The 23,423-nt window shown below is 59.8% G+C and carries 19 protein-coding genes and 1 tRNA gene; 12 read left to right on the forward strand and 8 right to left on the reverse strand.

The genetic code is table 11. From position 1 onward, the window contains the following. The first annotated feature begins 257 nt into the window (after window positions 1-257). The 3 genes from DES53_RS12305 to DES53_RS12315 all read left to right on the forward strand — a co-directional run bounded on the left by DES53_RS12305 (window position 258) and on the right by DES53_RS12315 (window position 2,218). Window positions 258-596 carry a P-II family nitrogen regulator gene (locus DES53_RS12305; protein WP_113958555.1) on the forward strand — a complete coding sequence of 113 codons (339 nt, stop codon included), beginning with the start codon at window positions 258-260 and terminating at the stop codon, window positions 594-596. 207 nt (window positions 597-803) lie between these two features. Then, complete coding sequence (locus DES53_RS12310; protein ID WP_113958556.1) at window positions 804-1,847, forward strand: DUF5077 domain-containing protein; 1,044 nt, start codon at window positions 804-806, stop codon at window positions 1,845-1,847. 77 nt (window positions 1,848-1,924) lie between these two features. After that, window positions 1,925-2,218, forward strand: coding sequence for a hypothetical protein (locus DES53_RS12315; protein WP_113958557.1), 294 nt, complete (start codon window positions 1,925-1,927; stop codon window positions 2,216-2,218). Window positions 2,219-2,893: 675 nt separating this feature from the next. On the opposite strand, the gene argF is transcribed toward DES53_RS12315, so the two are convergent. From argF to argC, 5 genes are all read right to left on the reverse strand, one after another. Beyond that, window positions 2,894-3,793: an ornithine carbamoyltransferase gene (argF, locus tag DES53_RS12325; protein WP_113958559.1), complete on the reverse strand. Its 900-nt coding sequence runs from the start codon at window positions 3,791-3,793 to the stop codon at window positions 2,894-2,896. Window positions 3,794-3,814: 21 nt separating this feature from the next. Beyond that, entirely contained in the window at window positions 3,815-5,089 is a 1,275-nt protein-coding gene (locus DES53_RS12330) for an aminotransferase class III-fold pyridoxal phosphate-dependent enzyme (RefSeq protein ID WP_113958560.1), read from the reverse strand. A gap of 134 nt (window positions 5,090-5,223) precedes the next feature. Continuing rightward, window positions 5,224-6,105, reverse strand: a complete 882-nt coding sequence (gene argB / locus DES53_RS12335) for an acetylglutamate kinase (RefSeq protein ID WP_113958561.1) — start codon at window positions 6,103-6,105, stop codon at window positions 5,224-5,226. Between the two features lie 120 nt (window positions 6,106-6,225). Beyond that, window positions 6,226-7,512 carry a bifunctional glutamate N-acetyltransferase/amino-acid acetyltransferase ArgJ gene (gene argJ, locus DES53_RS12340; RefSeq protein WP_113958562.1) on the reverse strand — a complete coding sequence of 429 codons (1,287 nt, stop codon included), beginning with the start codon at window positions 7,510-7,512 and terminating at the stop codon, window positions 6,226-6,228. 31 nt (window positions 7,513-7,543) lie between these two features. Beyond that, window positions 7,544-8,626: an N-acetyl-gamma-glutamyl-phosphate reductase gene (argC, locus tag DES53_RS12345; protein WP_245958154.1), complete on the reverse strand. Its 1,083-nt coding sequence runs from the start codon at window positions 8,624-8,626 to the stop codon at window positions 7,544-7,546. Window positions 8,627-8,839: 213 nt separating this feature from the next. On the opposite strand from argC, the gene DES53_RS12350 reads away from it, so the two are divergent. From DES53_RS12350 to DES53_RS12360, 3 genes are all read left to right on the forward strand, one after another. Then, window positions 8,840-8,916 (forward strand) — tRNA-Pro (locus DES53_RS12350). Window positions 8,917-9,025: 109 nt separating this feature from the next. Beyond that, a complete protein-coding gene (locus DES53_RS12355) occupies window positions 9,026-9,454 on the forward strand; it encodes a hypothetical protein (RefSeq protein WP_113958563.1) in 429 nt (142 codons plus the stop codon). A gap of 49 nt (window positions 9,455-9,503) precedes the next feature. Continuing rightward, on the forward strand, window positions 9,504-10,001 hold the full coding sequence (locus DES53_RS12360; RefSeq protein ID WP_113958564.1) for a hypothetical protein: 498 nt from the start codon (window positions 9,504-9,506) through the stop codon (window positions 9,999-10,001). 12 nt (window positions 10,002-10,013) lie between these two features. On the opposite strand, the gene DES53_RS12365 is transcribed toward DES53_RS12360, so the two are convergent. After that, on the reverse strand, window positions 10,014-10,463 hold the full coding sequence (locus tag DES53_RS12365; protein WP_113958565.1) for a hypothetical protein: 450 nt from the start codon (window positions 10,461-10,463) through the stop codon (window positions 10,014-10,016). A 193-nt stretch (window positions 10,464-10,656) separates the two neighbouring features. Between DES53_RS12365 and hflX the strand changes: the two genes are divergently transcribed. From hflX to DES53_RS12395, 5 genes are all read left to right on the forward strand, one after another. After that, window positions 10,657-11,946, forward strand: a complete 1,290-nt coding sequence (hflX, locus tag DES53_RS12370; protein WP_113958566.1) for a GTPase HflX — start codon at window positions 10,657-10,659, stop codon at window positions 11,944-11,946. Between the two features lie 185 nt (window positions 11,947-12,131). Continuing rightward, window positions 12,132-12,902 carry a hypothetical protein gene (locus tag DES53_RS12380; RefSeq protein WP_147263372.1) on the forward strand — a complete coding sequence of 257 codons (771 nt, stop codon included), beginning with the start codon at window positions 12,132-12,134 and terminating at the stop codon, window positions 12,900-12,902. 436 nt (window positions 12,903-13,338) lie between these two features. Continuing rightward, a complete protein-coding gene (locus tag DES53_RS12385; protein WP_113958569.1) occupies window positions 13,339-14,457 on the forward strand; it encodes a polysaccharide deacetylase family protein in 1,119 nt (372 codons plus the stop codon). Window positions 14,458-14,500: 43 nt separating this feature from the next. Then, window positions 14,501-15,310: a glycosyltransferase gene (locus tag DES53_RS12390; protein WP_113958570.1), complete on the forward strand. Its 810-nt coding sequence runs from the start codon at window positions 14,501-14,503 to the stop codon at window positions 15,308-15,310. A 125-nt stretch (window positions 15,311-15,435) separates the two neighbouring features. Then, window positions 15,436-16,824, forward strand: coding sequence for an FAD-dependent oxidoreductase (locus DES53_RS12395; RefSeq protein WP_113958571.1), 1,389 nt, complete (start codon window positions 15,436-15,438; stop codon window positions 16,822-16,824). Window positions 16,825-16,842: 18 nt separating this feature from the next. Here DES53_RS12395 and DES53_RS12400 read toward each other — a convergent pair whose 3' ends face one another. Then, entirely contained in the window at window positions 16,843-18,051 is a 1,209-nt protein-coding gene (locus DES53_RS12400) for a hypothetical protein (RefSeq protein ID WP_113958572.1), read from the reverse strand. A gap of 155 nt (window positions 18,052-18,206) precedes the next feature. Beyond that, window positions 18,207-21,248 (reverse strand): PVC-type heme-binding CxxCH protein, encoded by a 3,042-nt coding sequence (locus DES53_RS12405; protein ID WP_113958573.1) that lies wholly within the window; start codon window positions 21,246-21,248, stop codon window positions 18,207-18,209. A 300-nt stretch (window positions 21,249-21,548) separates the two neighbouring features. Between DES53_RS12405 and DES53_RS12410 the strand changes: the two genes are divergently transcribed. After that, on the forward strand, window positions 21,549-23,399 hold the full coding sequence (locus DES53_RS12410; protein WP_147263373.1) for a hypothetical protein: 1,851 nt from the start codon (window positions 21,549-21,551) through the stop codon (window positions 23,397-23,399). Window positions 23,400-23,423: the final 24 nt, after the last annotated feature.

The following is a 23,423-nucleotide window of genomic DNA, read 5'->3' on the forward strand; positions in this document are numbered from 1 at the left end:
CCTCCCCAAAACCTCATGCCGCGCAAGTGGTAAGCCACTTACCACCAGGCGGTCACCGGCTCACCAATCACGCTTAATTCCCAACACATGGAGAAAACAAAACCAACACACAATCAACTCTAAACCAATAACTTACAACCTAAACGATCCACTTGGCACGCCCTTTGCCTTAATACCTACCGACACCCCTGATTCCCGGTTCACCCAGGAGAACTTCCTCAAACGAACAACCAGCCAGCAAAGGAAAGCAAACAGCCATGAAAAAGATCGAAGCCATCATCAAGCCCCACAAACTCGACGACGTCCAGGAAGCGCTCCGCGCCGTCGGCGTGAACGGCATGACCGTCACGGAAGTGAAGGGCTTCGGCCGCCAGCGCGGTCATACGGAAATTTACCGCGGCAGCGAGTACACCGTGAACTTCCTCCCGAAGGTGAAGGTCGAGGTGCTCGTCTCCGCTGAAGTCGCCGACGCCGCGGTGAAGGCCATCCTGCAGGGTGCCAACACCGGCAAGGTGGGCGACGGCAAGATCGCCATCTACAACGTGGAAGACGTCCTGCGCATCCGCACGGGCGAGCACGGCGTGGATGCTCTGTAATTCGCAAAAAGTCCCCCAAGAGCCAAACCCCAAGGGCACGCGACCTCGCCGGCGCGTGCCTTTTTGTGCCCAAAGCGAGCGGATGGGACCTCGGACCGGGGAAGGGCCATCCATTGCTAATAAACCCGGCTCGCGTACGTTTTACCGGTTCATACCCGGCCTGGTCCGGCTCTGCCTGCTTCCCCTCCCCTGCCTTCTCCACCCACCATGCATTTCTTCCGCCTGCCCCTGCTGCTTGCCCTTGGATTGAGCATTTCCCTCTCCCCGGCGAGAGCAGAAAAGAAGGAAACGGAAGAAAAGCCGGCTGCGGAAGCCGCCGCCACGGTCAAAGAAGCCGACAAGAAGATGGAAGAGGAGGCTCCCAAGGATCCTCTCGCTGAGGCGGAGGCCCTGCTCAAGGCGCATGCGGAGACCGGCATTGGCGACTTTGGCAGCATGGAACCGCTACAGCGGCAGGACACCCCGGATCGCGGCGTGGTGGCCTTCAATGTGGATGAGAACAAGGCGGTCTTCAGCCCCATGGCCCACTGGGAGCAGTACAACATCCCCATGGAGACGAAACGCTGGGGCCGGTACAACGTGCGCATCACCTACACCCTGAAATCACCTGCTCTTGGTGTGCAGGTGAAGATTGCAGGCAGCACACCAGAGTCCGGTGGCACGCTCAAGAAGCAGATCAAAGGGACCTCCGGCGCACGGAATTCCACGTTTGTCGGGCAGATCTATGTGAAGGAGGCCGGTCCCCTCTTCGTCGCGCTCTACACCCCTGGTGGCATCGGCTTCTCGAACTTCTACCTGCATGAAGTCGCGCTCGTTCCCGCCCCTGAAAGCGAAAATGTCCTCTCGCCTACAGAAGATGGATCTCTGCAGCTCCTCGCCAATGCTGCCACCACCTGGAGCGAGAACATGCGCTACGAACCCAAGCCCGAAAAGAACTGCCTCGGCTTCTGGACGGAGAAGGATGACTTCGCCGAATGGGAATTCACCGTAACCAAGCCCGGCAAGTACGCCGTGACCGTGCACCAGGGATGCGGTGCCGGCGGTGGCAGCAAAGTGGCTGTGATGCTTGGCGAGCAGAAGTTGAACTTCACTGTGAAGGACACCGGAGGCTTCCAGAAATGGGCTCCCGTAAATGCCGGTGAAGTCACCATCAGTGAACCCGGCACCTATCGCCTGGCGGTAAAGCCCGAGACGAAGAATGGCAAGGCCATCATGGACATCCAGAAGGTCGTGCTCGCTCCCGTGAGCTGAGAAGAGTACCACATCAGGCTCGATGACACCACGCGGTTTGGATTGACCCAAACCGCGTTTTTCTTTAGGCTCGTGCCATGGTGTATCTGCAGATTGTCCTGCTGCTGTTGATCGCACTGACCCAAATTCTGCGTGCCACGGCGATTGCACGCTGGGATCGGTTGTGGAGAGCGAAGCTGTTCCTTGCGATTTCTCTGGGGACGGCGCCAGTACTGATGCTGCTAAGCCGCCTGCGGATCATCAACAAGGATTACAGCGCAGTGATCCCCTGGGAATCTGCACTGGAGGGGATCTTCTTCATGGTGGCGGTTTGTTTCTATCTCTTCTGCCTGCGCGGTGATGCTGCGAGGCCGACGGGTGAGGAGAAGTGAGGATGGACTCGATATCCAAATCTCCTCTTGTCTCTAACAAAGACAGACAGCCCATCGCATTATTGAATGCATGGTGTTGGAGCAAGACCTACCCCGACAAAAAGGAGCCGCAGTTCGCCCTGAAGGGGCGAAGGAGCCCAGCCTAGGGTTAGGGAGCTTCAGCGACCGACACCCTAGGTGGCGATCTAAAAAGTCACACGACCCTGAAGGGGTCGAGGAGAGGTTCGCATGGTCTGCGCTGCCGAAAGATACCAGCGACGTCTCCTCCACCCTTTCAGGGTGGCACCCGTTTTTCTACGCTACCCAAGGTGTCGGTCGCTGAGGCTCCCTAACCTTGGGCTGGGCTCCTGCTGCCCTTCAGGCAGCGACTTCGGAACGGAGCTGACTTGCGGAGTCTGATGGCTTGCCAGCCTCTCTCTCAAGTGTTTGCGAAATCCCACCAACTCAGCGCAACCACCGGGAAAGCAGACGCTTTGCATCAGCATGCGACAGAACCTTGCCCTCCATGATCGCGCGCTCGCCTCGTTCGATGCATTCAAGCACCACCGCTTTTTGTTTCGACGCGGGTCTCTCTGGCTCTTTCATGTGTTCGAGTCGGTTTGACGCCAGCCGGAGGCCAGCGCGCCCACGACTGCTCAGTGTGAAGGCCTCTGGAGAGACCTTCTACCTTTCCATCTACTTCCGCAGCATCCAGCAGATGACGGCCTTCTGCACATGCAGGCGGTTCTCTGCCTCGTGGAAGATGACGTCGGCGTGCTGCTCGAGCACTTCGTCGGTGATTTCCTTCTCGCGGTAAGCGGGCAGGCAATGCATGACAATGGCATCCTTCGCGGCGTGCTTCATGAGCGCGCTGTTGATCTGGTAGGGTTGGAGGATCTTGAGGCGGTGGGCGCTCTCCTCTTCCTTGCCCATGCTGACCCACACGTCGGTGTATACCACATCCACGCCTGACACGGCCTTCACGGGATCATCCTCCAGCTTCACCATGCCGGACTTGAAGTTTTCCATGAAGGATTGCGGAGGCTGGAATTGCTTCGGTGCGCCGATGACGAGTTCGAAGCCGAGACGTTCGGCAGCCCACATCCAGGAGCGGGCCACATTGCAATCGCCATCACCGAGGAAACACACGCGCTTTCCCGCCCAGCCACCGAGACGCTCGTACATCACCTGCAGGTCCGCGAGGATCTGGCAGGGATGCTCTTCGTCCGTAAGCGCATTGATGGTCGGAAGGCTGCTGTACTTGGCGAAGTCCTCCACATCCGCCTGCGCGTAGGTGCGGATCACAGCGCCGTGCACCATGCGGCCCAGCACACGGGCCGTATCCTTCACGGGTTCGCCGCGACCGAGCTGTGTGTCCGCCCCGCTCAAGAACATCACACTGCCGCCCAGTTCGCGAATGCCGACCTCAAAGCTCACGCGCGTGCGCGTGGAGGATTTGTTGAAGATGAGTGCCCAGCACTGGCCATTGAGAATCTGCGGGGTAGCGTTGCGATTTTTGCGCAGCTTGGCCCCGAGCTCGACGATGTCCGTGATCTCACCGGCGGTGAGAGCTTCGATGGAAAGAAGATGTTTCATCGTGAATAGGCAGGACTGGGATTAGGACAGTTTGGAGAGCACCGTTTGCATGATGCCCAGGCCTTCCTTGGCCTCGGCTTCGATGGTGTTCATGGGAGCGAGCCAGCGAATGACCTTCGGACCAGCAGGCACGACCAGCAGACACGCATCCATGAGCAGCTTCGCCACCCAGATGGAGGGCACCTTGCCGCTCGCCTTGAAGTCTTCATTGGCTTCGATGAGCGGCACGTTCAGTTCAAATCCGATCATGAAACCAAAGGCGCGCACTTCGCTGAGCACCGGCAATTTCCATGCCAGCGCTTCTTTCGCGATGAAGGCACCCATGGCTTTCGCGTGAGCGGCAAGGTTGTCACGCAGGATGACCTTGAGCGTTGCCATGCCCGTGGCACATGCGAGCGGTGAACCGCCGTACGTGGTGCCGTGCGTGCCAGCACTCAGGAGATTGCAAAGCCGGGTGCCTGCGGCATCACCGACCGAGCGATCTCTCGCCCAGAAGGAACCCAGCGGGTAACCGCTGCCGATGGACTTCGCCCAACTGATGGCATCCGGCAGAATCTCATCCCCTGGCACAATGCTGCGCCATCCAGCGAGTTCACCGGTACGACCGAGACCACACTGCACTTCATCGAGCAGCAGGAGCAGGTCATGCTGATCGCGCAGCTGCGCCGCGATGCGTAGGAACTCGGGCGTCACCGGGTTCACGCCGCTCTCGCCCTGCACGGGCTCCAGCAGGATGGCCACGGTGTTTTCATTCACGGCTGCTTTCAGCTCCGCAGCATCGTTGAAAGGCACGTACTTGAAGCCGGGAAGCAGCGGACCGAAGCCGCCATGAATCTTCTCCTGCGCCGTGGCCGTCATGGTGGCAAAGGTCCGGCCGTGGAAGCTGCCGGTGCAGGTGATGATCTCAAAGCGTGGCGAACCATCCGCCTTGGGCCGGGTGACACCGAACTTTCTAGCGAGCTTGATGAGACCTTCATTCGCCTCGGCACCGCTGTTGGAGAAGAAGCACTTGCCGGGAATGCCCAGCACCTCTTCCACCAGCATCTGCGCCAGCTCACCTTGCTGACGGATGTTGTACCAGTTGGAGACGTGAATCAGCGTCGCTGCCTGCTGGCTGATGGCCTGCACCACTTCCGGGTGACAGTGGCCGAGCGGACACACCGCCACACCGCCGGCGAAGTCGAGGTACTCGCGTCCGTCCTTGTCCCAGACGCGCGCGCCCTGGCCCCGCTCGGGCCAGAAGTCGTACCGTCCGTAGTTTGGCATGACGTACTTTGAAATGAGGGAATCAGACATGGATGAAAATCAGGATGAGAAAGAATGAATCGTAACAGGATGGAATGACTAACGAACGAAGATGAAGCGTCATCGTCGTCGCAGTCGTGTCCACACGCTGCTCTCTGCCTGATGGGTGCTGTGCCAGAACGTGCTCACAGCGTGATCTCCGTGCCGATGCCCCGGTCCGTGAAGCACTCCAGCACCAGTGAGTGCGGGATGCGTCCATCAATCATGTGCACCTTGCCCACGCCGCCATGTAGCGAGTCCAGGGCGCTGTCCACCTTTGGAATCATGCCACCAGAGATGATGCCTTCCTTCTTGAGCTGGGTGATGGAAGCCTCGTTCAAAGTTGGGATGAGCGTTGCGTTGTCCTTGGGATCACGCATCACGCCCAGCACATCACTGAGGAAAATGAGCTTGGTGGCCTTCAGTTTCTTTGCCAGTGCGCAAGCCGCGATGTCGGCATTCACATTGAGTGTATTTCGGGTACCGAGCTCACGAGCGACCGGTGAGACCACCGGCACCACCTCACCGGCCACGGCCAGGTCGATGACCTCCGTGTTGCACACGGTGACTTCTCCGACAAAGCCGAGATCCGCGGGTTCCCCCGTGGCGGGATCCTTCCCGAGCATCCGCTGCCCTGAGAACACCGTGGTACCGGGAAGGCCGATGGCACGACCGCCGAGCGCCTTGATGCGCTCCACAAGATCAGGGTTGATGACCCGGGCCAGGGTTTCTTCCACGATGCGAATAGTCGCTTCATCCGTCACGCGAAGGCCGCCGATGAACTTGGCCTCCAAACCGGAGTCCTTCATGGCCTTGTTGATGGCCTTGCCGCCACCGTGCACCAGCACAGGGTTGATGCCCACGGCCTCGAGGAAAACGATGTCGCGCAGCAGGCTGTCCACCAAAGACTGTTCTTCCATGGCGCTGCCACCCACCTTGATGAGGAAGGTCTGGCCGCGGAAGCTCTGCATGTACGGCAGGGCTTCGAGAAGGACGGCGGCTTTGCTAATCTGGTCGTTCAGGCTCATGGCAGGGGAGGAAGGGGAAGCACTAAGGAAAGCTGGCGCAGGCTCACAACGAAAAAAACGTCACATCCACGGGGATCGCCAAGATCCCCGGGAGAAGGCCAAAACGGCTGGGACTGACGTTTACGCCAGTCCGGTCTGTCGTTTCGAGTGTACCGCAGCGGAGTATTCGCTGCTGTTGAAGTCCACGTACTCTTCGCTGAGGTCCGTGGTGAAGACGTTGTAGCAGGCGTCGCCGAGATTCAGGTCGATGGTGACGGTGAAGTTCGCCTTGGCGGTGACCTTCTCCAGCTCCTTCACAGGAGTAGAGGTGGCCAGGCCGCCCTTGGCCGCGCACAATCCTCCAAAGTAGATGTCCACCAGCTCCTCCCTCACCCGGGCGTCGGCATAGCCGACCGCGTGGATGACGCGGCCCCAGTTCGGGTCGCCACCGTGGAAGGAGCACTTCACCAGCATGGACTTCGCAACCGTCTCAGCGACGGCTTTGGCATCCCGGTGGGTCTTGGCTCCATGGACGCGGATTTCTACAAACTTGGTTACGCGCTCGCCATCGCGCACGATCATCTTGGCGAGGTTCATCATCACGTGCTTCAGCGCGGCGCGGAAAATTTCCGTGCAGGGTGACTTGCTCTTGATCAGCGGCACCTCACTGGCGCCATTCGCCATGACAATCACGGTGTCATTCGTGCTGGTATCACCGTCGATGGTGATGCGGTTGAAAGTCTCTTCGACGGCGGCGTTCGTGGCTTTCTTGAGCTCTCCCGCCTGAATCTTCGCGTCCGTGGTGATGAAGGCCAGCATGGTGGCCATGTTCGGGCAGATCATGCCAGCGCCCTTGGCGACGCCCCCCACGCGGAAGGTTGCGCCCTCGCACTCCACCTCGACCGCGAATGTCTTCGGCTTGGTGTCGCTGGTCATGATGGCATGCATCGCGTCCTCAGAACCGGCCGGGCCGGATTTCAGAGACTGCACAAGATCCTCAATGCGCGGCGTGACCCTCTGCATGGGCATCGGCATGCCGATGATGCCGGTGGAGCACACGAGTACCTGACGCATTTTCACGCCAAGCTTGTCCGCCGTGGCCTTCGTCATGGCCTTGGCATCTGCGATGCCCTGGGGGCCGGTGCAAGCGTTGGCGTTGCCGCTGTTCGCGATGATGGCGCGCACGTCGCCCACCTTCACATGTTGCTGCGAGACGCGAACGCATCCGGCCTTCACCTTGTTCGTGGTGAAACAGGCCTCCGTATGCGTGGGCAGATCGGAGGTGATGAGCGCCAAGTCCAGCCGGGTGGCCGTGGGGTTCTTGATGCCGCAGGAAATCGCGCCCGCGCGGAAACCCTTCGCGGCAGTCACGCCACCGGCGATCTGCTTGAAGGGAAACTCAACGGCGGATGGGGGCTCCTTGCTCATGGATTTCTACGGGAGTGCTGAGGGAAAGCACTTAGACGACCATGAGGCCCGTTTCTTCCGGGAATCCATGGACGAGATTGAAGTTTTGCACGGCCTGGCCGGAGGCTCCCTTCACCAGGTTGTCCTCCGTGCTCATGAGAATGAGGCGTCCGGCACGTTCGTCGAACGCCCAGCCCACATCGATGAAATTGGTGCTCGTGATGTTCTTCGTGTCCGGGCACTGGTTCTTGCCCAGCAGCCGCACAAAGGGCCTGCCAGCGTACGCGGAGGCATAGGCGGCACTCACATCGTCGATGGTCACGCCTTCGCGCAGTCCGGCGAAAATGGTGGTGCAGATGCCCTGATTCACCGGAATGAGATGCGTCACAAAGGTGAAGCGCACCTTTCGCCCGGCAGCGAGGTCCAGCTCCTGGCCGATCTCACTGACGTGCCGGTGCTTCGGCACGCTGTAGGCGCGTACGCTCTCATTGCACTCGACGAACAGGAAGGGGATGCTCTCCTTGCGTCCAGCACCGCTCACGCCGCTCATGCTGGAAACCGAAATGGGCGACTCATCCAGCAAGCCTGCTTTCAAGAGCGGCAGCAGCGGAACGAGCACGCTGGTCGGGTAGCAGCCCGGACAGGCAATGAGCCGGGCGTTCTTGATCTCATCCGCCCGCCATTCGGAGAGGGCATACACCGCCTCATCCAGGAGGGCCGGCGCGGGATGCGCGTGATCGTAGTACTCCGCGTACACCTTGGCATCCCGAAGACGGAAGTCCGCGCTGAGGTCGATGACCTTCAACCCGGCCTCCAGCAGGGGACCTGCAAACTCATGCGCCACGCCGTGAGGCAGGGCGAGGAAGGCGACCGTCGCACCCAGCGCTTTGATGGCCGCCACGTCCGGCGCGATGAACTTCAGAGCCTCCGCCTGGGGGAATCCGCGCAACCTGGGAAACTCAGACACCAGCGGCTTTCCAGCCAGCGCCCGGGAGGTCACGGCCACGATTTCCGCGTGCGGGTGCAGCAGCAACAGACGCAGGAGCTCTCTGCCTGAGTAGCCACTGGCGCCGACCACTGCGACTTTCACCGGGGAGGACATGTTTTTTTGGGAGGGGGCGGAGTATGTGATCATGTGGGGCAGAAGCAAGGCGATTCACACTTGTTCACGAAGAAAGTTGTTCACATGGATTCATGGATGCATTCGCCTAAAATGCTTACGTTTTGCAAAGCGATTCAGCTTGAGCCTGACACTCCCCCTTTTCCGTTTTTCGTGAGAAAGATGCATCAGACACTTGCAATCAGGCGCGCTTCATCCAGACTGCCCGTCCTGCCAACAACTGGATCGCGGGCTGTAGTTCAGCCTGGTAGAACGCTTGCATGGGGTGCAAGAGGTCGTGAGTTCGAATCTCGCCAGCCCGACCAGTGGGGACAGGAGCACCGTCAATCGGAGTGCTCCGCGTCAGGCGCCGCATGGAACTGAGTCCGAGGTTGCGTTTTCCCACCGCCAGCCTTTCTTCAGCGAGGTGACTCCATGAAAATCCTCTTCCGGATGGCGATGCTGGGACTCATTGTCGCGATGGTCGTCCTCGTGGCAAAGACGGACCCCAAGGCAGTGGTGACAAATCAGCGCGACAAAGCCGCCAGGCGATGGATCCGGGAGCACGTGCCGGACAAGGAAGTGGAAGTGCTGGGTTTCAGCGAAGAACGGAAACTGTGGGACCACACTTACCTGGTGGGATGGGCTCGCTGGAAGAACGCCTCCGGGGTGACCGTCGTGAGCCACCATGTGTTCGAGGTGAATGGTCCCACGCAAATGGTAAACGCGTGGTCAGCCCGGGAATTTGTGGCGACCAAAAAGTTTGAGCTCCAGGTGATGCCCACCGCTCTGCAGGGGCAAAGAGCGAGAGAGCTGCAGACATTTTGCAACGAGATGGGCATCCCCGTCGAAAAGGATACCTAAGCGCGCGAGCTTGACGTTTTGCCTTGGAATCGGTGAAGATGCCGGGGCCATGAACAATATCGTTCGTTTCAGCGTCGGCTGCATGGGGTTGATCATGGTCGGCTTCGTGGTGGTGATGTACTTCGGGATGCGGGACACCGCGAAAACCGATTCTCCGGAAGAGCAGGCAAAGGCGCGGGTACGGCAGTGGATGGACCGGCTCTTCAACAACGCTGCCGAGCGTGAACTGGTGACCCTGGGGAGGGAGTACACCTTCGAGGGAGAAGACAAGAGCTACCGACTGGCGGATCTCCGCAGGAAAGATGCTACCGATCCGACTGCGGTGGAACGCTACGTGCTGCTGACCAGGCCGGATGGCACCGTCACCTATCACTGGACCGTGGCTGAGTTTACCAAAGAAAAGAAGGAGGCCGGGAAGGCTGAAGCAACGCCGGAGAGAGCCGCCTGGCAGGAGAAACGCTGGCTGATGATGCTGAAAGAAATGGGCCTGGAGGACAAAGCAGCGGCCCCAAGCCCAGCTGCCGTCCCCGCAGCGATCGGCAAGTAGCGCAGCACTCAATTAGCTATCAAAGCCCATGCCCTCGCAGGTGCGATCTGCGTACTCGATTCGCCACACACGATAGTCACGCCCACCCTCGAGGCCGATGAACATGCGACGCTTCCCCTTGTGCAGGTAGAAGTGGATCTCGCCGATCGTCAGCCCATCAACTTCTGCGGCGTAGATGTCGCCATGCCTGGTCAGACTGACCTTTTCTTTGTCCTTCTCCGTCGCGACCGAGGCGACCAGAAACTCAGGAACCTCCAGCACCTCACGAGCAAAGGCCACCACCGCATCCGACGGTTTTTTCAGCCTCTCATAGTCCAGGCTGAATTTCAGGCCGCGATACTCCCCATGCCAGCTTTCGTCTTCATCGGACCAGTGCGTGACGCCCAGCACCTCGTCGGTGTAGATGCTGTCAGGGTCTTCACCCTTCTTGAAGACATCGAAGAGGTTGGAGAGAAAACCCATGCACCACCCTATCTGTGGGCTGAAGTGGGATCAAGGTGTGTGCGTTTTCGCCACGACCGCAGGGGCCTACCTGCAGGATTTCGACTCAACATGCCACCGCACCTTTCGCCGGCCGAATTTGATGGTATGCTGGAGGTTCCCTCATTCCCTTTAGCGGAAGAGCGGATTCCAAACGTATCCCTCTAAAGACCCGATGTTCGACATTCGCGAAAAACCCAATCTCGTTGAGAGCGCCCTGCTCATCAGCGCCTGCTTTCGCCGTGAAGACCTCGGGGAGGCTCGCGAGATGCTGGAGGAGTTGAAGGATCTGGTCAGCACCTTGAGCATCGGCATCGCGGAAGCAGTGACCGTCCACGTGCGCGACATGAGTCCCCGCTACCTGACAGGCTCAGGCAAGGCGAAGGAACTCATGGATCACGCCAAGGCGCTGGGCTGTGATGCCATCATTTTTGACAACGAGCTGAGCCCCGGACAACAGCGCGCCTGGGAAGAAGAATCCGGCCTGTGTGTCATCGACCGGCAGGAGGTCATCCTGGACATCTTCAATCTCCGCGCACGCACGCGTGAGGCACGCCTGCAGGTGGCCCTGGCGCGCATGGAGTACTCCATGCCGCGACTCACCCGCATGTGGGCGCACCTGGACCGCCAGCGTGGTGCTGGCGGCGGTGGCGCCGGCGGTGCCGCACGTGGTGAAGGTGAACTCCAGTTGGAAATCGACCGCCGACTGGCCAACAAGCGCATTGAGAAACTCAAGGCGGACCTCATTGAGGTTCGCAAGCAGCGCGACACCCAGCGCAAGGAGCGCAGCCGTGTGCCCGTGCCGCATGGCGCCATTGTCGGCTACACAAACGCGGGCAAATCCTCCCTGCTGAACCTGCTGACCAAGAGCGATGTGCTCGCGGAGAACAAGCTTTTCGCCACGCTGGATACCAGCACCCGGCGCATGGAGATGCCGGACGGCCAGCAAATCCTGCTCACAGACACCGTCGGTTTCGTGCGCAAGCTGCCTCACGATCTGGTGCAGAGTTTCCGTGCCACTCTGGAGGAGGCGAATCTCGCCGACTTCCTCATCCACGTGGTGGACGCCTCTCATGAGAGCGCGGAAATCTTTCTCCAAACCACCACCGAAGTCCTCAAGGAGCTGGGCGCTGGAGATAAGAAGACCATCCTCGTCTTCAACAAGATTGATCTCGTCAGCGACCCGGCCCGCATTCAGGAACTCCAGCACCGCCATCCGGACGCCATCATGATGTCCGTGAAGGACGGCACGGGACTGGATGAGTTGCTCCACCGCGTTCACGAAATGGTCTTTGACCGGGTGGTGCGGCTCGACCTGCGCCTCCCGATGCACCGCCTCGACCTTCTCGCGCTCGCGCATCAGGAAGGCAAGGTGTTGCACGAGGACTATGAGGCAGACGCCGCAGTGGTGCAGTGCGTAGTGCCCAAGCGACTGGTGTCGCGTTTCACGCCATTCGCCGTTTAACAAGGCACTCCTTCGCGATGGCTTTGGGTCGTCGCGCTCATGGCCTGCGACCTCATGGAAAACCCAATTTTCAAAAAAGGTCACGCTGCGTCACAATGTTTTAAAAATCTTAAATTTTCATTGAGCTTAAATAAAAATCTGCTAAAAGCGACATAGGCCATAACAACTCAACCCTTTGGACCGCCATGCTGCGTCACCTCTTCCTCCATCGGGTCCGCAATCGGGCGCATCAACTTTTTGCGTTTCTGTTTCCAAAGGGCTTCGACGGTGAGGTTTTCATCTGTGGCGGCGCCTTCAAGCCGCTCCTTCGCAAGGGTCTGGTCATGCACGATCTGGATTTGTGGGTCCGTGACCGGAAACAACGAGCCAAACTCTGCCAGGCGCTGCTGGACCGTGGCGCGGTGCTTTTGCAGGATTTCCATCCCTACTGCCTGAAGTTCCGGTTGGAAGGGCAGATCATCGAAATCACCTACCACAACGTGAAGGACGGCACGCTGGCGGACGTGCTGAACACTTTTGACATCGCGCTCTGCGCCATGGGCGCGCGGTTTGCCGCTGGCCGCCTGGAGGAAGTACATGTCACCGAAGAGTGCTGGCAGTCCATCCGCGCCAAGGAAGTTCGCCTGCTCGAGGCATACTTCTGCTTCATCGGCCTGCAAAAGCCAGCCAGCCTTCTGCGCTCGTTGCACCGCATGGGTCAAAAGGCCGCAGAGCTGGGCTATCAGGTGAACTCTGACCACGAGCACCGGCTCTGGGACATCTACTGGCATGACTACTCGGAGGACGAGCGTCGGCAGGCGATGGACCTGTATTTCGACACCATGGTAGCCTACAAAGGCCAGCACGATGAACGCATCGTGCACCGCGCTTCCGTGGCGTACGTGCCCATTCCCAAGGCGCAGGGAGACGTCACGCCCCTGAGTGTCCCGCCGCGTCTGCGGCCCCTTCCCGCTTGATTGAAAGTTTCCAGCAGCAGCACCACGATGCTGCACGGAAGCTTTCCCGAACAGACAGAATCTGGCGCAAGCATGCCATGCCGCATGCAGATGCGTCCCCACCCTGAGGCAGTTTCGGCAAGACGAGCAAAAATCGCCGAATTTCGTCGGCGAAAGAATTCCGCGGATGATCCCTCGTTGCAGTTGGGCCCGACAGGATTCGAGAATTTATGATGAGAATGGCTTTCGTGGCAGACTACGGAAAGAGCCTTAAAGCATCATTTAGACAGCCTTCGATGCGTCATAAACGCCTGAGTCTGCGGCATAAATGAATGCTTAGAGTTTATCGCGTAGAGGACCTGTTGGAATTGCAATTATGAGAAAGTTTAACAAAGTTAACATCATTTTTCATAATTTTTATTGAATCTGCGAATGGTCGGCCATAGACTCCGCAATCATGAGAATGCAGCCTCTCACCGACTCCCACGCGAAATTGAATGGAAATTCAACGCGCATCGTGCACCTGAGCCAGTCGGACTTCCGTGATGGCGGTCTCGTGAGCACTGAACGCAAGCCTGCGAGCGTCTCCATCGACCTCGACAATCTCTGGGCCTATCTCAAGACCGCGGGTGTGTCCGGTTGGGAATCCTATCCCGGCTATCTCAATGAAGTGACGCCGCGTATTCTTCAGACGCTCGGCAAGTTCGACATCAACGCGACCTTCTTCGTCGTGGGACGTGACGCCGCGAATCCGGAGAACGCTCCTGCACTTCGCGCCATTGCAGACGCCGGCCACGAAATCGGCAATCACTCCTTCGACCACGAGCCATGGATGCCCCTCTACAGCGACGCGGAGCTTGCCGCTGACTTCAACAAATCTGAAGCCGCCATCCTCGAAGCGACCGGTCAGCGTCCTCGTGGTTTCCGTGGCCCGGGCTTCTGCACGTCCGGCCGTATGCGCGATGTGCTCCGCCTACGCGGCTATGAGTACGATGCCTCCCTGCTACCGACCTTCCTTGGCCCCATTGCGCGCTACTACTTCCAGCTCGTGTCCCGCCTTCCCGGCAAGGAGAAGGGCAAGCGCTCCCTGCTCTACGGAGGTTTCTCCAACGGAACGATGCCGCTGCGTCCCTTCGAGATTCGTCCGGGTCTCATGGAAGTGCCGGTGACCACGATGCCGATCTCCCGCCTGCCCGTGCACTTGAGCTACCTGCTCTTCCTTGCACAGCATTCGGATGCCCTGGCCCGCCTCTACTGGCGCATCGCCACCACACTGTGCCGCATGAGCAATGTGGGCCCTTCGCTGCTGCTGCATCCCACGGACTTCATGGATCTCAATGATGCGCCGGCGATGAGCTACTTCCCCGCGATGCGCATCCCGGTCGCCCGGAAGCAGGCGCTGGTCGAGTTCGTCCTGAGCAGCCTGCGCAAGCGTTGGAACGTCGGCACCGTCGCAGACCATGCCGCCGCCTTCCGCAAGATGCCAGCCAACGTGATCCCAATGCCGATCTCCACCCTGCCGGCCCCCGAGTCACTCCCCTCGCCCGTCACTGCAGCAATGTCCCGCCACGCCTGAGACAGAAAAAACCAAGGCTCAACCTCAACACAACAACTGCCCCATGCCTGCGAACATGAGTCCTGTTTCCATCGTCCTTCCCGCGTACAACGAGGAGAAGGACCTGCCCCTCCTGCTTGAGCGCCTGCAAAAGACCATGTCTGCCACCGGCCGCCCCTACCGCATCGTGGTCGTGGATGATGGCTCCGCCGATCGCACGGCGGAGATTGCTGAAGAAGCAGCGAAGCGCATGCCTGTGCATCTCGTCCGCCATCCGAAGAACCAGGGTTTGGGCCGCGCCATCCAGACCGGACTCACCGAGGCACGCCAGTTCGGCGGCTTCATCGTGACCATGGATGCGGACAACTCACATGACCCCTGCTACATCGACCAGATGGTGCGCGTGCTCGAAGAGCAGCCCGTGGATGTGGTGATTGCCTCCCGCTACCAGCGCGGCAGCGTCATCAAGGGCGTGCCCTACTACCGCCAGGTGCTGAGCCTTGGATGCTTCGTGATGATGAAGTCCATCCTTCCGTTCCGCAACGTGCGCGACTATTCCACCGGCTTCCGCGTGTACCGCGCCTCCGTCATCAGCCGCCTCGTGCAGCAGTTTGGCGATCAGCTCGTGGAAGTCTCCGGATTCGCCTGCATGCTGGAACTGCTGGCCAAGCTCCGCATCATCGGCGCGAAGGCCGTGGAAATCCCGTACACACTCCGCTACGACCAGAAGGCAGGTGTGAGCAAGTTGCGCCTCTTCCGCACGCTCCGCCAGTACTGGACGGTGGTGAGCAAGTTCCGCACAGCCGCCAGCGCCGGCATCGTCATCGGCGGTTCTCCAAGCCGCAAGCTCGCCACCATGGGTGCGAGGCCCTGAACCCGAGCGACGCTGCGTTCCGTCTTTTTACCCTGAGTTATACCTGAGCACACAGCCGCCGTCCGGACCCTGCCGGATGGCGGCTTCAAGTTGCCAATGTTCTCAACCCACAGACATTTCCGCACATGACTGCCAACCACTCACTCAGCACCACCGGCAAGCATCACAGCTCGCACACGAACGTGGCCGTGATTGGTGGAGGCATCTCTGGACTGACCTCCGCCTTCCGCCTGGCCCAGTCCGGCAGGAAGGTGACGCTCTACGAAGGCAGTGGCCAGCTCGGCGGCCTGGGCACCTTCTTCAAGCATGAGGGACGCACCTTTGAAAAGTTCTACCACTGCATGTTGCCCAGTGACGGACCGCTCCTCGCGCTGCTCGAAGATCTGAAGCTGCGTGACGACACCTACTGGAAGCCAACCACCTTCGGCTACTGGCATGACTCCAAGGTGCTGCCTCTGAACAAGCCGGTGGACCTGCTGAAATTTTCTCCACTCAGCTTCATCGACCGCCTGCGCGTGGGCTTCACGGGCGTGTACGGCCGCATGGTGTCGGACAAGGGCCTGGATGACATCTCCGCAGTGGACTGGCTCACCAAGCTCTCCGGCAAGAGCGCCTTCAACACCTTCTGGAAGCCCATGCTGCAGGCAAAGTTTGGCGACCGCTTCGAGCAGGTGCCGGCCTTGTGGTTCTGGTCACGCTTCAACCGCGAAAAAGGCGATGCCAAGGGCGAAGAAAAAGGCTATATCCGCGGTGGCTACAAGCGCATTGTCGACACTCTCGAAGCACGACTGCGCGCCTTGGGGGTGGATATCCGCATGAATGAACCTGTGGTGAGCGTGGACCTGGATGCCACGAGCCATCCGGTGCTTGTCACGGAGAACGGAAAGCGACGCTTCGACCGTGTGGTGGTGACCTCCCCCTGGCCCATCTTCCAGAAATCTGCCGGATCACATCTGCGCTCGGTGATGCCGGAGATGCGGAAGGAGATCGACTACCAGGGAGTGATCAACTGCCTCCTCTTCCTGCGCCGCCCCCTCACTCCACACTACTGGGTCGCCACGCCGCAGGAGCAGTTCCCCTTTGATGGAGCCATCGAGAGCTCCACTCTCACGGAGGAAGGTGACCGCGGGAAAGGCCGCCACCTCGTGTATCTCACGAAGTATCTCCACCGCACAGACGCTCGCATGGCGGAGTCTGAGGATGTCATCGCCACGCGCTGGTGGGCTTCGCTGAAACAAGTGTTCCCAGATCTGCGCGATGAGGATCTGGAGACGCGCTTCGTCTTCAAAGCGCCCTTCGTGGAGCCCATCTTCACGAAAGGCTATCTGAAGCAACGGCCGCCCGAGTCACTCGTTCCGGGCCGCATCTATCTCTCCACGACAGCCCAGCTTTACCCGACGGTCACCGCATGGAATGGCGCCGTGGGACAGGCCAACCGCACCATTGAGATCATGGAGGCGGATGAGAAGGCTGGCGCCACTACTGCGGTCAGTGTGGAGATGCTGGCGGCGTGAGTCTACCTTGGTGGGGGCCTACTTCGCCATCTCCTCCTCGATCGTTCCAATCGTCTTCACCGCGCTCTCCTTCAGTTTCTTGGAGCCGTTGCCCTCTGCCATCGAGCGCAACGCAGGCAGCACACGATCCGTGAAAAGCTTCCTCATCTGCTCATACTCGTACTCGGTCACCGCGCCGCCGTAGCCGGCATCAGGGTTGAGACGCGAGGCCGCAACCGTCAATTCCATGGCATCCAGACGGTGCGTTTCATCACCTTCACTGAGAAGGGGTGTAATGGCCTGCAAGCCGGGGAGACCCATATACGCCAGGGGATAAAGGAGAAGCGTCCTGTTGGGTTCCGCACTCTTCTGGATGGAAGCCACCATCAAAGGAATGGCCGGCACATACCTGGCCTCCCTGAGACCTGCCACGCACGCCTCGTAAATCTCCTTTTTCTCTGGAGGCAGAGCGCTCACACTGTCCACATGCTCCCTCACGTAGGCGAGATACAACGGAGCGAGCGCCAGGAAATGCGTGTCGGGAATCCAGCCCTTGGATTGCATCTTGATCAGGGAGTCCTTGTCGGAGCGATTGCGACTCTCCGCCGAGACGAAACCGGCATATTCTTCCGGCGTGATGACGCATGCCAGTGCCTGGAGTGCCCAGTTTACCCTCTGCCAGTCCTGATGGGTCCTGATGTAGTCCATCAGCGGCTTGCGAAAATGCCGTGGTTGCAGCGCCTTGGTTCCGGCGTGAGAAGTCTTCACGGCGCCAGTGGCGGTGTATAGGTCTCCCTCTGTCTGGATCATATGCAGAGCGGTGGCCTGCGTCATGAGACGGTGGACGTACAGCATGAGCGGCTCGTGCGCCCCATCCCAAACGTCCTTCGAGATTTTGGTTCTGCCCTTGTCCGTGATCAGCAACTCGCTGTCCGGCGCATGCAGACGGGGTATCTTCTCCGAAGGCGGTCGATTGAAGAAATCCACGGCATGCGCTGCGACACGAATCACCTCGATTTCTTCCGGTGAAAGGGTGGTCTTGTGCTCCGCGAATTCCTTCTCTCCTACCTGCACGCGCACCACGGTATCTCCCGACTGTAGGATCTGGATGGTGGCGTGGGAATACTGCATGTACCCGCCAGACTGCTTGTAATCCAGGAACATGCCTTCCTCCTTAATCTGCGCCTGACCACAGGCGTGCCAGAAGAGAACAAGCGAGAGAGTGAGGATCCGCAGCAGCGTGTTCATCGGAAGGTATGCCGTTCCAACCAGCGTGGCCCAGCTAACACCTGCGTTCTGTAAAATGAAAGTAAAGGCACGGATCTGGACAAAAAAGGAATACCACCCGTGGTGGCATTCCTTGCAGCAGTTCCGGAAGCCCTGTGTCCGATGGGGCTAGCTCATCACGGCTTCATCAGCCACGCAAAGAGGTCGCGCAGGTCTGCATCGCTCAATCCGGCAAGCAGACCTTCCGGCATGAGGGAGATGGGAGAAGCTTCCAAGCTCTCCACGTCCTCGGCTCGTGCCGTGTGACGCTGCCCGGCAATATCCCGCAGCGAGATGCCGCCGGCGTCCTGCTTGTCCAGAATGCCCATGAGCACCTGACCGCCTTTGATCTTGGCCACATAGGCGCCAAAGCCTTCACGAATCTCCATGCTCGGAGCGATGGTGGACGTGAGCCAGAACTCGGGATTGGTCCGCTCATAGCCGGTGAGGTCAGGGCCAACCTTGCCGCCTTCGTTGAAGAGGGTGTGGCAGATGGCGCAGCGCTGGGTGAAGAGCAGCTTTCCTTTCTCAAGATTTCCCGTCCCGCCACCGCGAAGGGCGGTCTTGATGCGTTCCATCTCGGCTTGTTTCTGCGCATCGCTGAGTGTGCTGTTCTTTTGAGGCCAGTGCTTCTCGATGCGTGCCGCGAGCTCCTTATCACCGTAGGAGAGCATCTGTCGCACGATGTCCGGCGATACCTGCTCAGACTTGATGTGCCACTGATCCACTTCATTGAGAAAATAGCCCACCCACTCCTTGCGGCTGGCGAGCATGCGGTGCGCGGCATCGCGCAGCGTGGCATCACCAGCATAGCGGCCTTCATATCCCTTGATTACCGCTTCCGCGAGACGCTTCTCTTCGAAGCGCGCCGCGACAGGCAGCACGGCCTTCTTCAAGCCGATGTCTCCAGGACCGGAGAGTACCTTCAGGAAGGCAGGCACGGCTTCCTTGGAACCTGACTCCGCGAGCGCAGTGACAAGAGCCGCGCGCTTCGCAGACGGCGCCTTGATGTCCGCTACAATGGCGGCGGCTTTCTTCGCGGCCTCAGCATTGCCGGTCTTTACTGCCAGGCCGAGGTCCGAATCGAGGCGGCTCTTGATGAAGGCCGCCAGCGGGGTGGCCAGAGCTTCTGGCAGTTCAGGAATCTTGCCGCCCTCAAAAGCAGCGGCGATGCCTTCGATGACCAGAGCCTGATCATCCGGACGCTTGGCCAGCGCGAGCAGCTTCGCGCACGCATCATAGTTCTCCTTGCCACCGGCCATGGCCCACCGTTTCGCCAGCATCTGGATGCCATAGGCTCGCGCAAGCTTCATCTCCCACGCCGCCGGATCCGAAAAGAAGGTGAGCAAAGCCTCGCGATCACCCTCTGCCTTATCCTCGATGGCCCACCAGAGGATGAGCGGGATGCGCTGGTCTGCGAGGTCCGCATCGCGTGACATCATGACTTTTACAATGGGCAACGAAGACTCCGCCGGGAGCCTCTTCGCACTGCACAGGATCTGCGTGCGTACTTCCGGCTGGTCTTCGCGAGCCGCGAGTTCCTTGATCGAGGCCACCACCTGCGTGCTGGCGGTGCCCGTATCACCCACGCACTTCACCACCCAGCGGCGCACATAGGGATCCGGATGCTTCAGGAGGTCCGTCGCGAGCTCATCCGTGAAACCGCCGAGCATGTGCAGCGCCTGAAGAGCATCAATCGCATGCAGATTCTTTTCAGCACGCGCCAGCTTTTCAAGCTCCGGTAGAGCGCTCTTTTGATCGCGCCATGCCAACTCCAGTGCAGCCTGACGACGCCACCACTTGGCGGGATGTCCCAGCAGCGTGATGAGTTCTGCTGTGGGCGCCTTGTGGAGATCAAAGGGCTTCAAAGCAGGCTTCTTGTCCGCAGGGCGCACACGGTAGATGCGGCCATCCTTCTTGCTCCAGTCATCCACCGGGCGAACGTGACTGAGGCGCGTGTCATACCAGTCCGCCAGCCACACACAACCGTCCGGCCCCACCTTGGCATCCACGGGGCGGAACCACCGGTCCGTGCTGATGAGCAGTGGGGCATCATCTTCCACACGGAAGGTGCTCGTGTCAGCGATGCGGCGGCTCGCGTAGCACATGTTCTGCAGCGAGTTTCCCGCGATGATGCGGCCTCCCAGAGTATCGGCCATGAGGTCCCCATCATAGATGCAGAAGGTCTGGGAGAAGCGCTTGCCATCGCTCTTGGTGACCATGTGGTCGAAAAATCCGAACGCGTAGGGATTCAGTGCCGGTCCGTGCTTGCCGAAGTTCTTGGAGCCGCTCATGCCCTGATCGTAGTGCATGCCTCGCTGCGACCCGTTCGTGCCGCTGAAGACACGGCCCTGGGCATCGATCTCCGTGCTGAAGGTGTTGCCGCCACCTTCGGCATATACTTCGAATACCGTCGTCTTCGGATGATAGCGCCAGATGTGCTGGCCTTCGAACTTCACATTCTTGGAAACCTTGCTGGAGACATTCCCCTTCGTGGTGCTGCCATTGGCCCCGTAGAGCCAGCCATCCGGACCGAACTGGATGCTGTTTGCCACGGCATGCGTGTCTTCCAGGCCAAAGCCCTTCAGCGCGACCTCAGGATCTGCGTCCGGCACATCATCCTCATTCGCGTCGGGGTAGAAGAGCAGGTACGGCGGGTTCATCACCCAGATGCCGCCGGCACCTTTGATGGCGGCGGTGGCAATGTTCAGTCCCTCAATCACCGTCTTATGACTGTCGAGTGAGCCATCGCCGTCCGTGTCCTCGAGCACGACGATCTTGTCCGCACCCTTTTCACCCTTCGGTGGCGGCTCAGGAACCTTGTCGAAGACGGCACGCAGGTGCTGGTCATACTTCAGGATCTTCAGGCCTGCTGGGAACTGGTACTGACGGTACAAGGTGACCCAAAGGCGACCACGAGAATCCCAGGACATGTACAGCGGCTGCTCAACCGCGGGCTCGGAGGCCATGAGGTCTATGGCGAAACCGTCACGCATCTTGAAGGTTTCCAGCGCGTCCTTCGGTGCCTTGGGAGGCGTGTCATCGCGAAGCGTGCCGCGCCCCTGAAACTCCTGCATGATCTTCTTCACTTCGTCATTGCCCGCGGGAGCAGCTTCCTGAGCGCTTAAAAAGGTAGCAAGACCGAGCAAGGTCAGGCTGGGAAGGACAGTACGGAACATGGTGCGGGTACGGTGAGGATCGTGGTGATGTTGCGCGGTGAGGGGCAGGGATGGGTACGCGGAGATGGTCCGGGGTTCCCACCCGATGGTGACGGGTGGTGATACGAAAATGCGGGCGGCTCACACGAACGCCCTCTCCGGGCGACCCGTCTATGTCGCAGCAATTTCTGAATGAGGCACAACCGCCCTCGTGAGGGCGAACGATGATGCGTTGCCCGGTGGCACCAGCACGGGATCACCTTAAGCAAATTCTGCATAGCAGGCCCCCGGGTTAGCACCGATTGTTTCTACACTCCGCAAATGGCCGACGCACCAAGCCCCTCACCTTCCAGGATGCGTCACTGGTGGACGTGGCTGATCATCATTTCGCCAGCGGTGGTGCTGCTCACGCAGATGGTGCCTCTTCTGGTGTCCATCCCCTGCCTGGATTCCTGGTCCTTCGTACAGCAATACCGTGAGCTCATGGAGGACAGGTACAGTTGGGAGAAGTTCTTTGCCCCCAACTACGTGCACCCGTCGGCCGTCGGCAAGAGCATCTACTTCGGCGTGCTCCACTATCTTGATGGGAACGTGGCGGTGCTGCCGATACTGAGCTGGGTGTTCTCCGCCATCATCGCGCTGTGCGTCTACCGCCTCGCACGGCCTTTGTGGCAGGCGGGTTGGTTTCCCGCGACGCTGGCACTCTGCGGGGCCACGGCCATCATCTTCACCGCAGCACAGGGAGAAGTCTGGTTGTGGGATTTTGTGTTTCAGAACTTCATTCCCGGCACGTGTCTGGCGATTGGCCTGTGGCTGCTGATGGCTCAGCCACTCTCGCCATGGAGGGTTCTGATCGCTGCGATCCTGAGCGTCATTTCCATCCACTCCTTCGGAGCAGGATACTTCGTCGCCATCCTCCTTTGCCTTCCCATCTGGCACGGCATGCACGGACAGAGCTTCGGCCGGAAAATAGCCTTCACCATCTGCTGGTTGCTGGTGCACGGAGTGATTGCCTACTTCGCCCTGACGGCACCCGGAGGTTCGGACAAGGGACCGGATGGTGGAGCCGGACTGGCGGCGATTTTCGATCGACCGGTCATGCGTACACAATTTGTGCTCATCGTGCTGGGTGGCATGCTGGGCAAGGGCACGGTGATTGAGCCGGAAACACTCTGCGCCATTCTGGGTGGTGCGCTGCTGGCAGTTTTCCTTGTCTCTGTGGGATTTGTCGTGCGCCACCGAAAGGATCGCGAGCTTACAACCTCCTCATTGCCATGGATCGCATTCAGCCTCTACGGGCTGGGATCCGCCGGACTCATCAGCTTGGGGCGCATGCACAACTCGGTGGACAATGCCCTGGATGAGCGCTTCGGCACCTTCAGCGTCTTCTTCATCTTTGGGACGTTGTTGCTCGCAGCGACCGCCTTACGCGAGATGGCGTTCTCAGGCTCTCCCTGGTTCCCCCATGCGCGACGCGCCGCGGCTCCCGGATTCGCCATCCTCGTGGGCGCGGTCCTAATCAACTGGCACGTGGGAGTCAATCTGATGCACCTGAAACACAGCCGCATCGATCAGGAACGTGCGCTGCTCACCTTCGCCCGGGTGATGTCGCTTGAGAACAATGAGTGGATGGATGCCCGCATCACACGCAAATCCTCCTTCGGCCTCTCGTCCTTCCTGGCCGATCAAGGCAAACTCCACGGGGTGGAATTCGCCAAGGACCGGACACTCGCCTCCTTCAAGGTGGGCAAGAAAACGGGCGGAAAATGGGCCCGCTTCAACCCGCCTATCGACACCCGGGATGGGAAATGGAAGCTCACCGGGCTGGGGGGCCTGTCCGTGGATGACGTTGCCGACCTCATCCTCATCACCGCCCAGGGCACGACAGGTCCTGAAGAGGTGGTGGCACTCGCCGCCACGCTGATGCCGGCGACCTTCTTCGAACGGCGCAAGGAAGTGCGCGCCAATCCCGAGTTTTACGTCGGCTGGTCGCGCACGCTGGAGGACTCTTCACTTCCCAAGGGCGTGGTCACGCTGCGCGCCTATGTGTTCGACCAGGACAAGCGTGTCGTGCATCCCATCGAAGGCGTGCATCGCCTGCGTGATGACCAGGCGGGAGCATCCATTGGCGCCCACCGGCAAAGTGGAGCCCCGGATCGCAAAGAACTGTAGCGCGGCAGGATGAAATGCCGGAGC

The organism is Roseimicrobium gellanilyticum (genome assembly GCF_003315205.1).
Lineage (GTDB): Bacteria > Verrucomicrobiota > Verrucomicrobiia > Verrucomicrobiales > Verrucomicrobiaceae > Roseimicrobium > Roseimicrobium gellanilyticum.

Bases quoted from the DNA above. Each gene is read 5' to 3' on its own strand.
- DES53_RS12305 (WP_113958555.1), top strand. From the start codon at position 258: ATGAAAAAGATCGAAGCCATCATCAAGCCCCACAAACTCGACGACGTC.
- DES53_RS12310 (WP_113958556.1), top strand. From the start codon at position 804: ATGCATTTCTTCCGCCTGCCCCTGCTGCTTGCCCTTGGATTGAGCATT.
- DES53_RS12315 (WP_113958557.1), top strand. From the start codon at position 1,925: ATGGTGTATCTGCAGATTGTCCTGCTGCTGTTGATCGCACTGACCCAA.
- argF (WP_113958559.1), bottom strand. From the start codon at position 3,793: ATGAAACATCTTCTTTCCATCGAAGCTCTCACCGCCGGTGAGATCACG.
- DES53_RS12330 (WP_113958560.1), bottom strand. From the start codon at position 5,089: ATGTCTGATTCCCTCATTTCAAAGTACGTCATGCCAAACTACGGACGG.
- argB (WP_113958561.1), bottom strand. From the start codon at position 6,105: ATGAGCCTGAACGACCAGATTAGCAAAGCCGCCGTCCTTCTCGAAGCC.
- argJ (WP_113958562.1), bottom strand. From the start codon at position 7,512: ATGAGCAAGGAGCCCCCATCCGCCGTTGAGTTTCCCTTCAAGCAGATC.
- argC (WP_245958154.1), bottom strand. From the start codon at position 8,626: ATGATCACATACTCCGCCCCCTCCCAAAAAAACATGTCCTCCCCGGTG.
- DES53_RS12355 (WP_113958563.1), top strand. From the start codon at position 9,026: ATGAAAATCCTCTTCCGGATGGCGATGCTGGGACTCATTGTCGCGATG.
- DES53_RS12360 (WP_113958564.1), top strand. From the start codon at position 9,504: ATGAACAATATCGTTCGTTTCAGCGTCGGCTGCATGGGGTTGATCATG.
- DES53_RS12365 (WP_113958565.1), bottom strand. From the start codon at position 10,463: ATGGGTTTTCTCTCCAACCTCTTCGATGTCTTCAAGAAGGGTGAAGAC.
- hflX (WP_113958566.1), top strand. From the start codon at position 10,657: ATGTTCGACATTCGCGAAAAACCCAATCTCGTTGAGAGCGCCCTGCTC.
- DES53_RS12380 (WP_147263372.1), top strand. From the start codon at position 12,132: ATGCTGCGTCACCTCTTCCTCCATCGGGTCCGCAATCGGGCGCATCAA.
- DES53_RS12385 (WP_113958569.1), top strand. From the start codon at position 13,339: ATGAGAATGCAGCCTCTCACCGACTCCCACGCGAAATTGAATGGAAAT.
- DES53_RS12390 (WP_113958570.1), top strand. From the start codon at position 14,501: ATGCCTGCGAACATGAGTCCTGTTTCCATCGTCCTTCCCGCGTACAAC.
- DES53_RS12395 (WP_113958571.1), top strand. From the start codon at position 15,436: ATGACTGCCAACCACTCACTCAGCACCACCGGCAAGCATCACAGCTCG.
- DES53_RS12400 (WP_113958572.1), bottom strand. From the start codon at position 18,051: ATGAACACGCTGCTGCGGATCCTCACTCTCTCGCTTGTTCTCTTCTGG.
- DES53_RS12405 (WP_113958573.1), bottom strand. From the start codon at position 21,248: ATGTTCCGTACTGTCCTTCCCAGCCTGACCTTGCTCGGTCTTGCTACC.
- DES53_RS12410 (WP_147263373.1), top strand. From the start codon at position 21,549: ATGGCCGACGCACCAAGCCCCTCACCTTCCAGGATGCGTCACTGGTGG.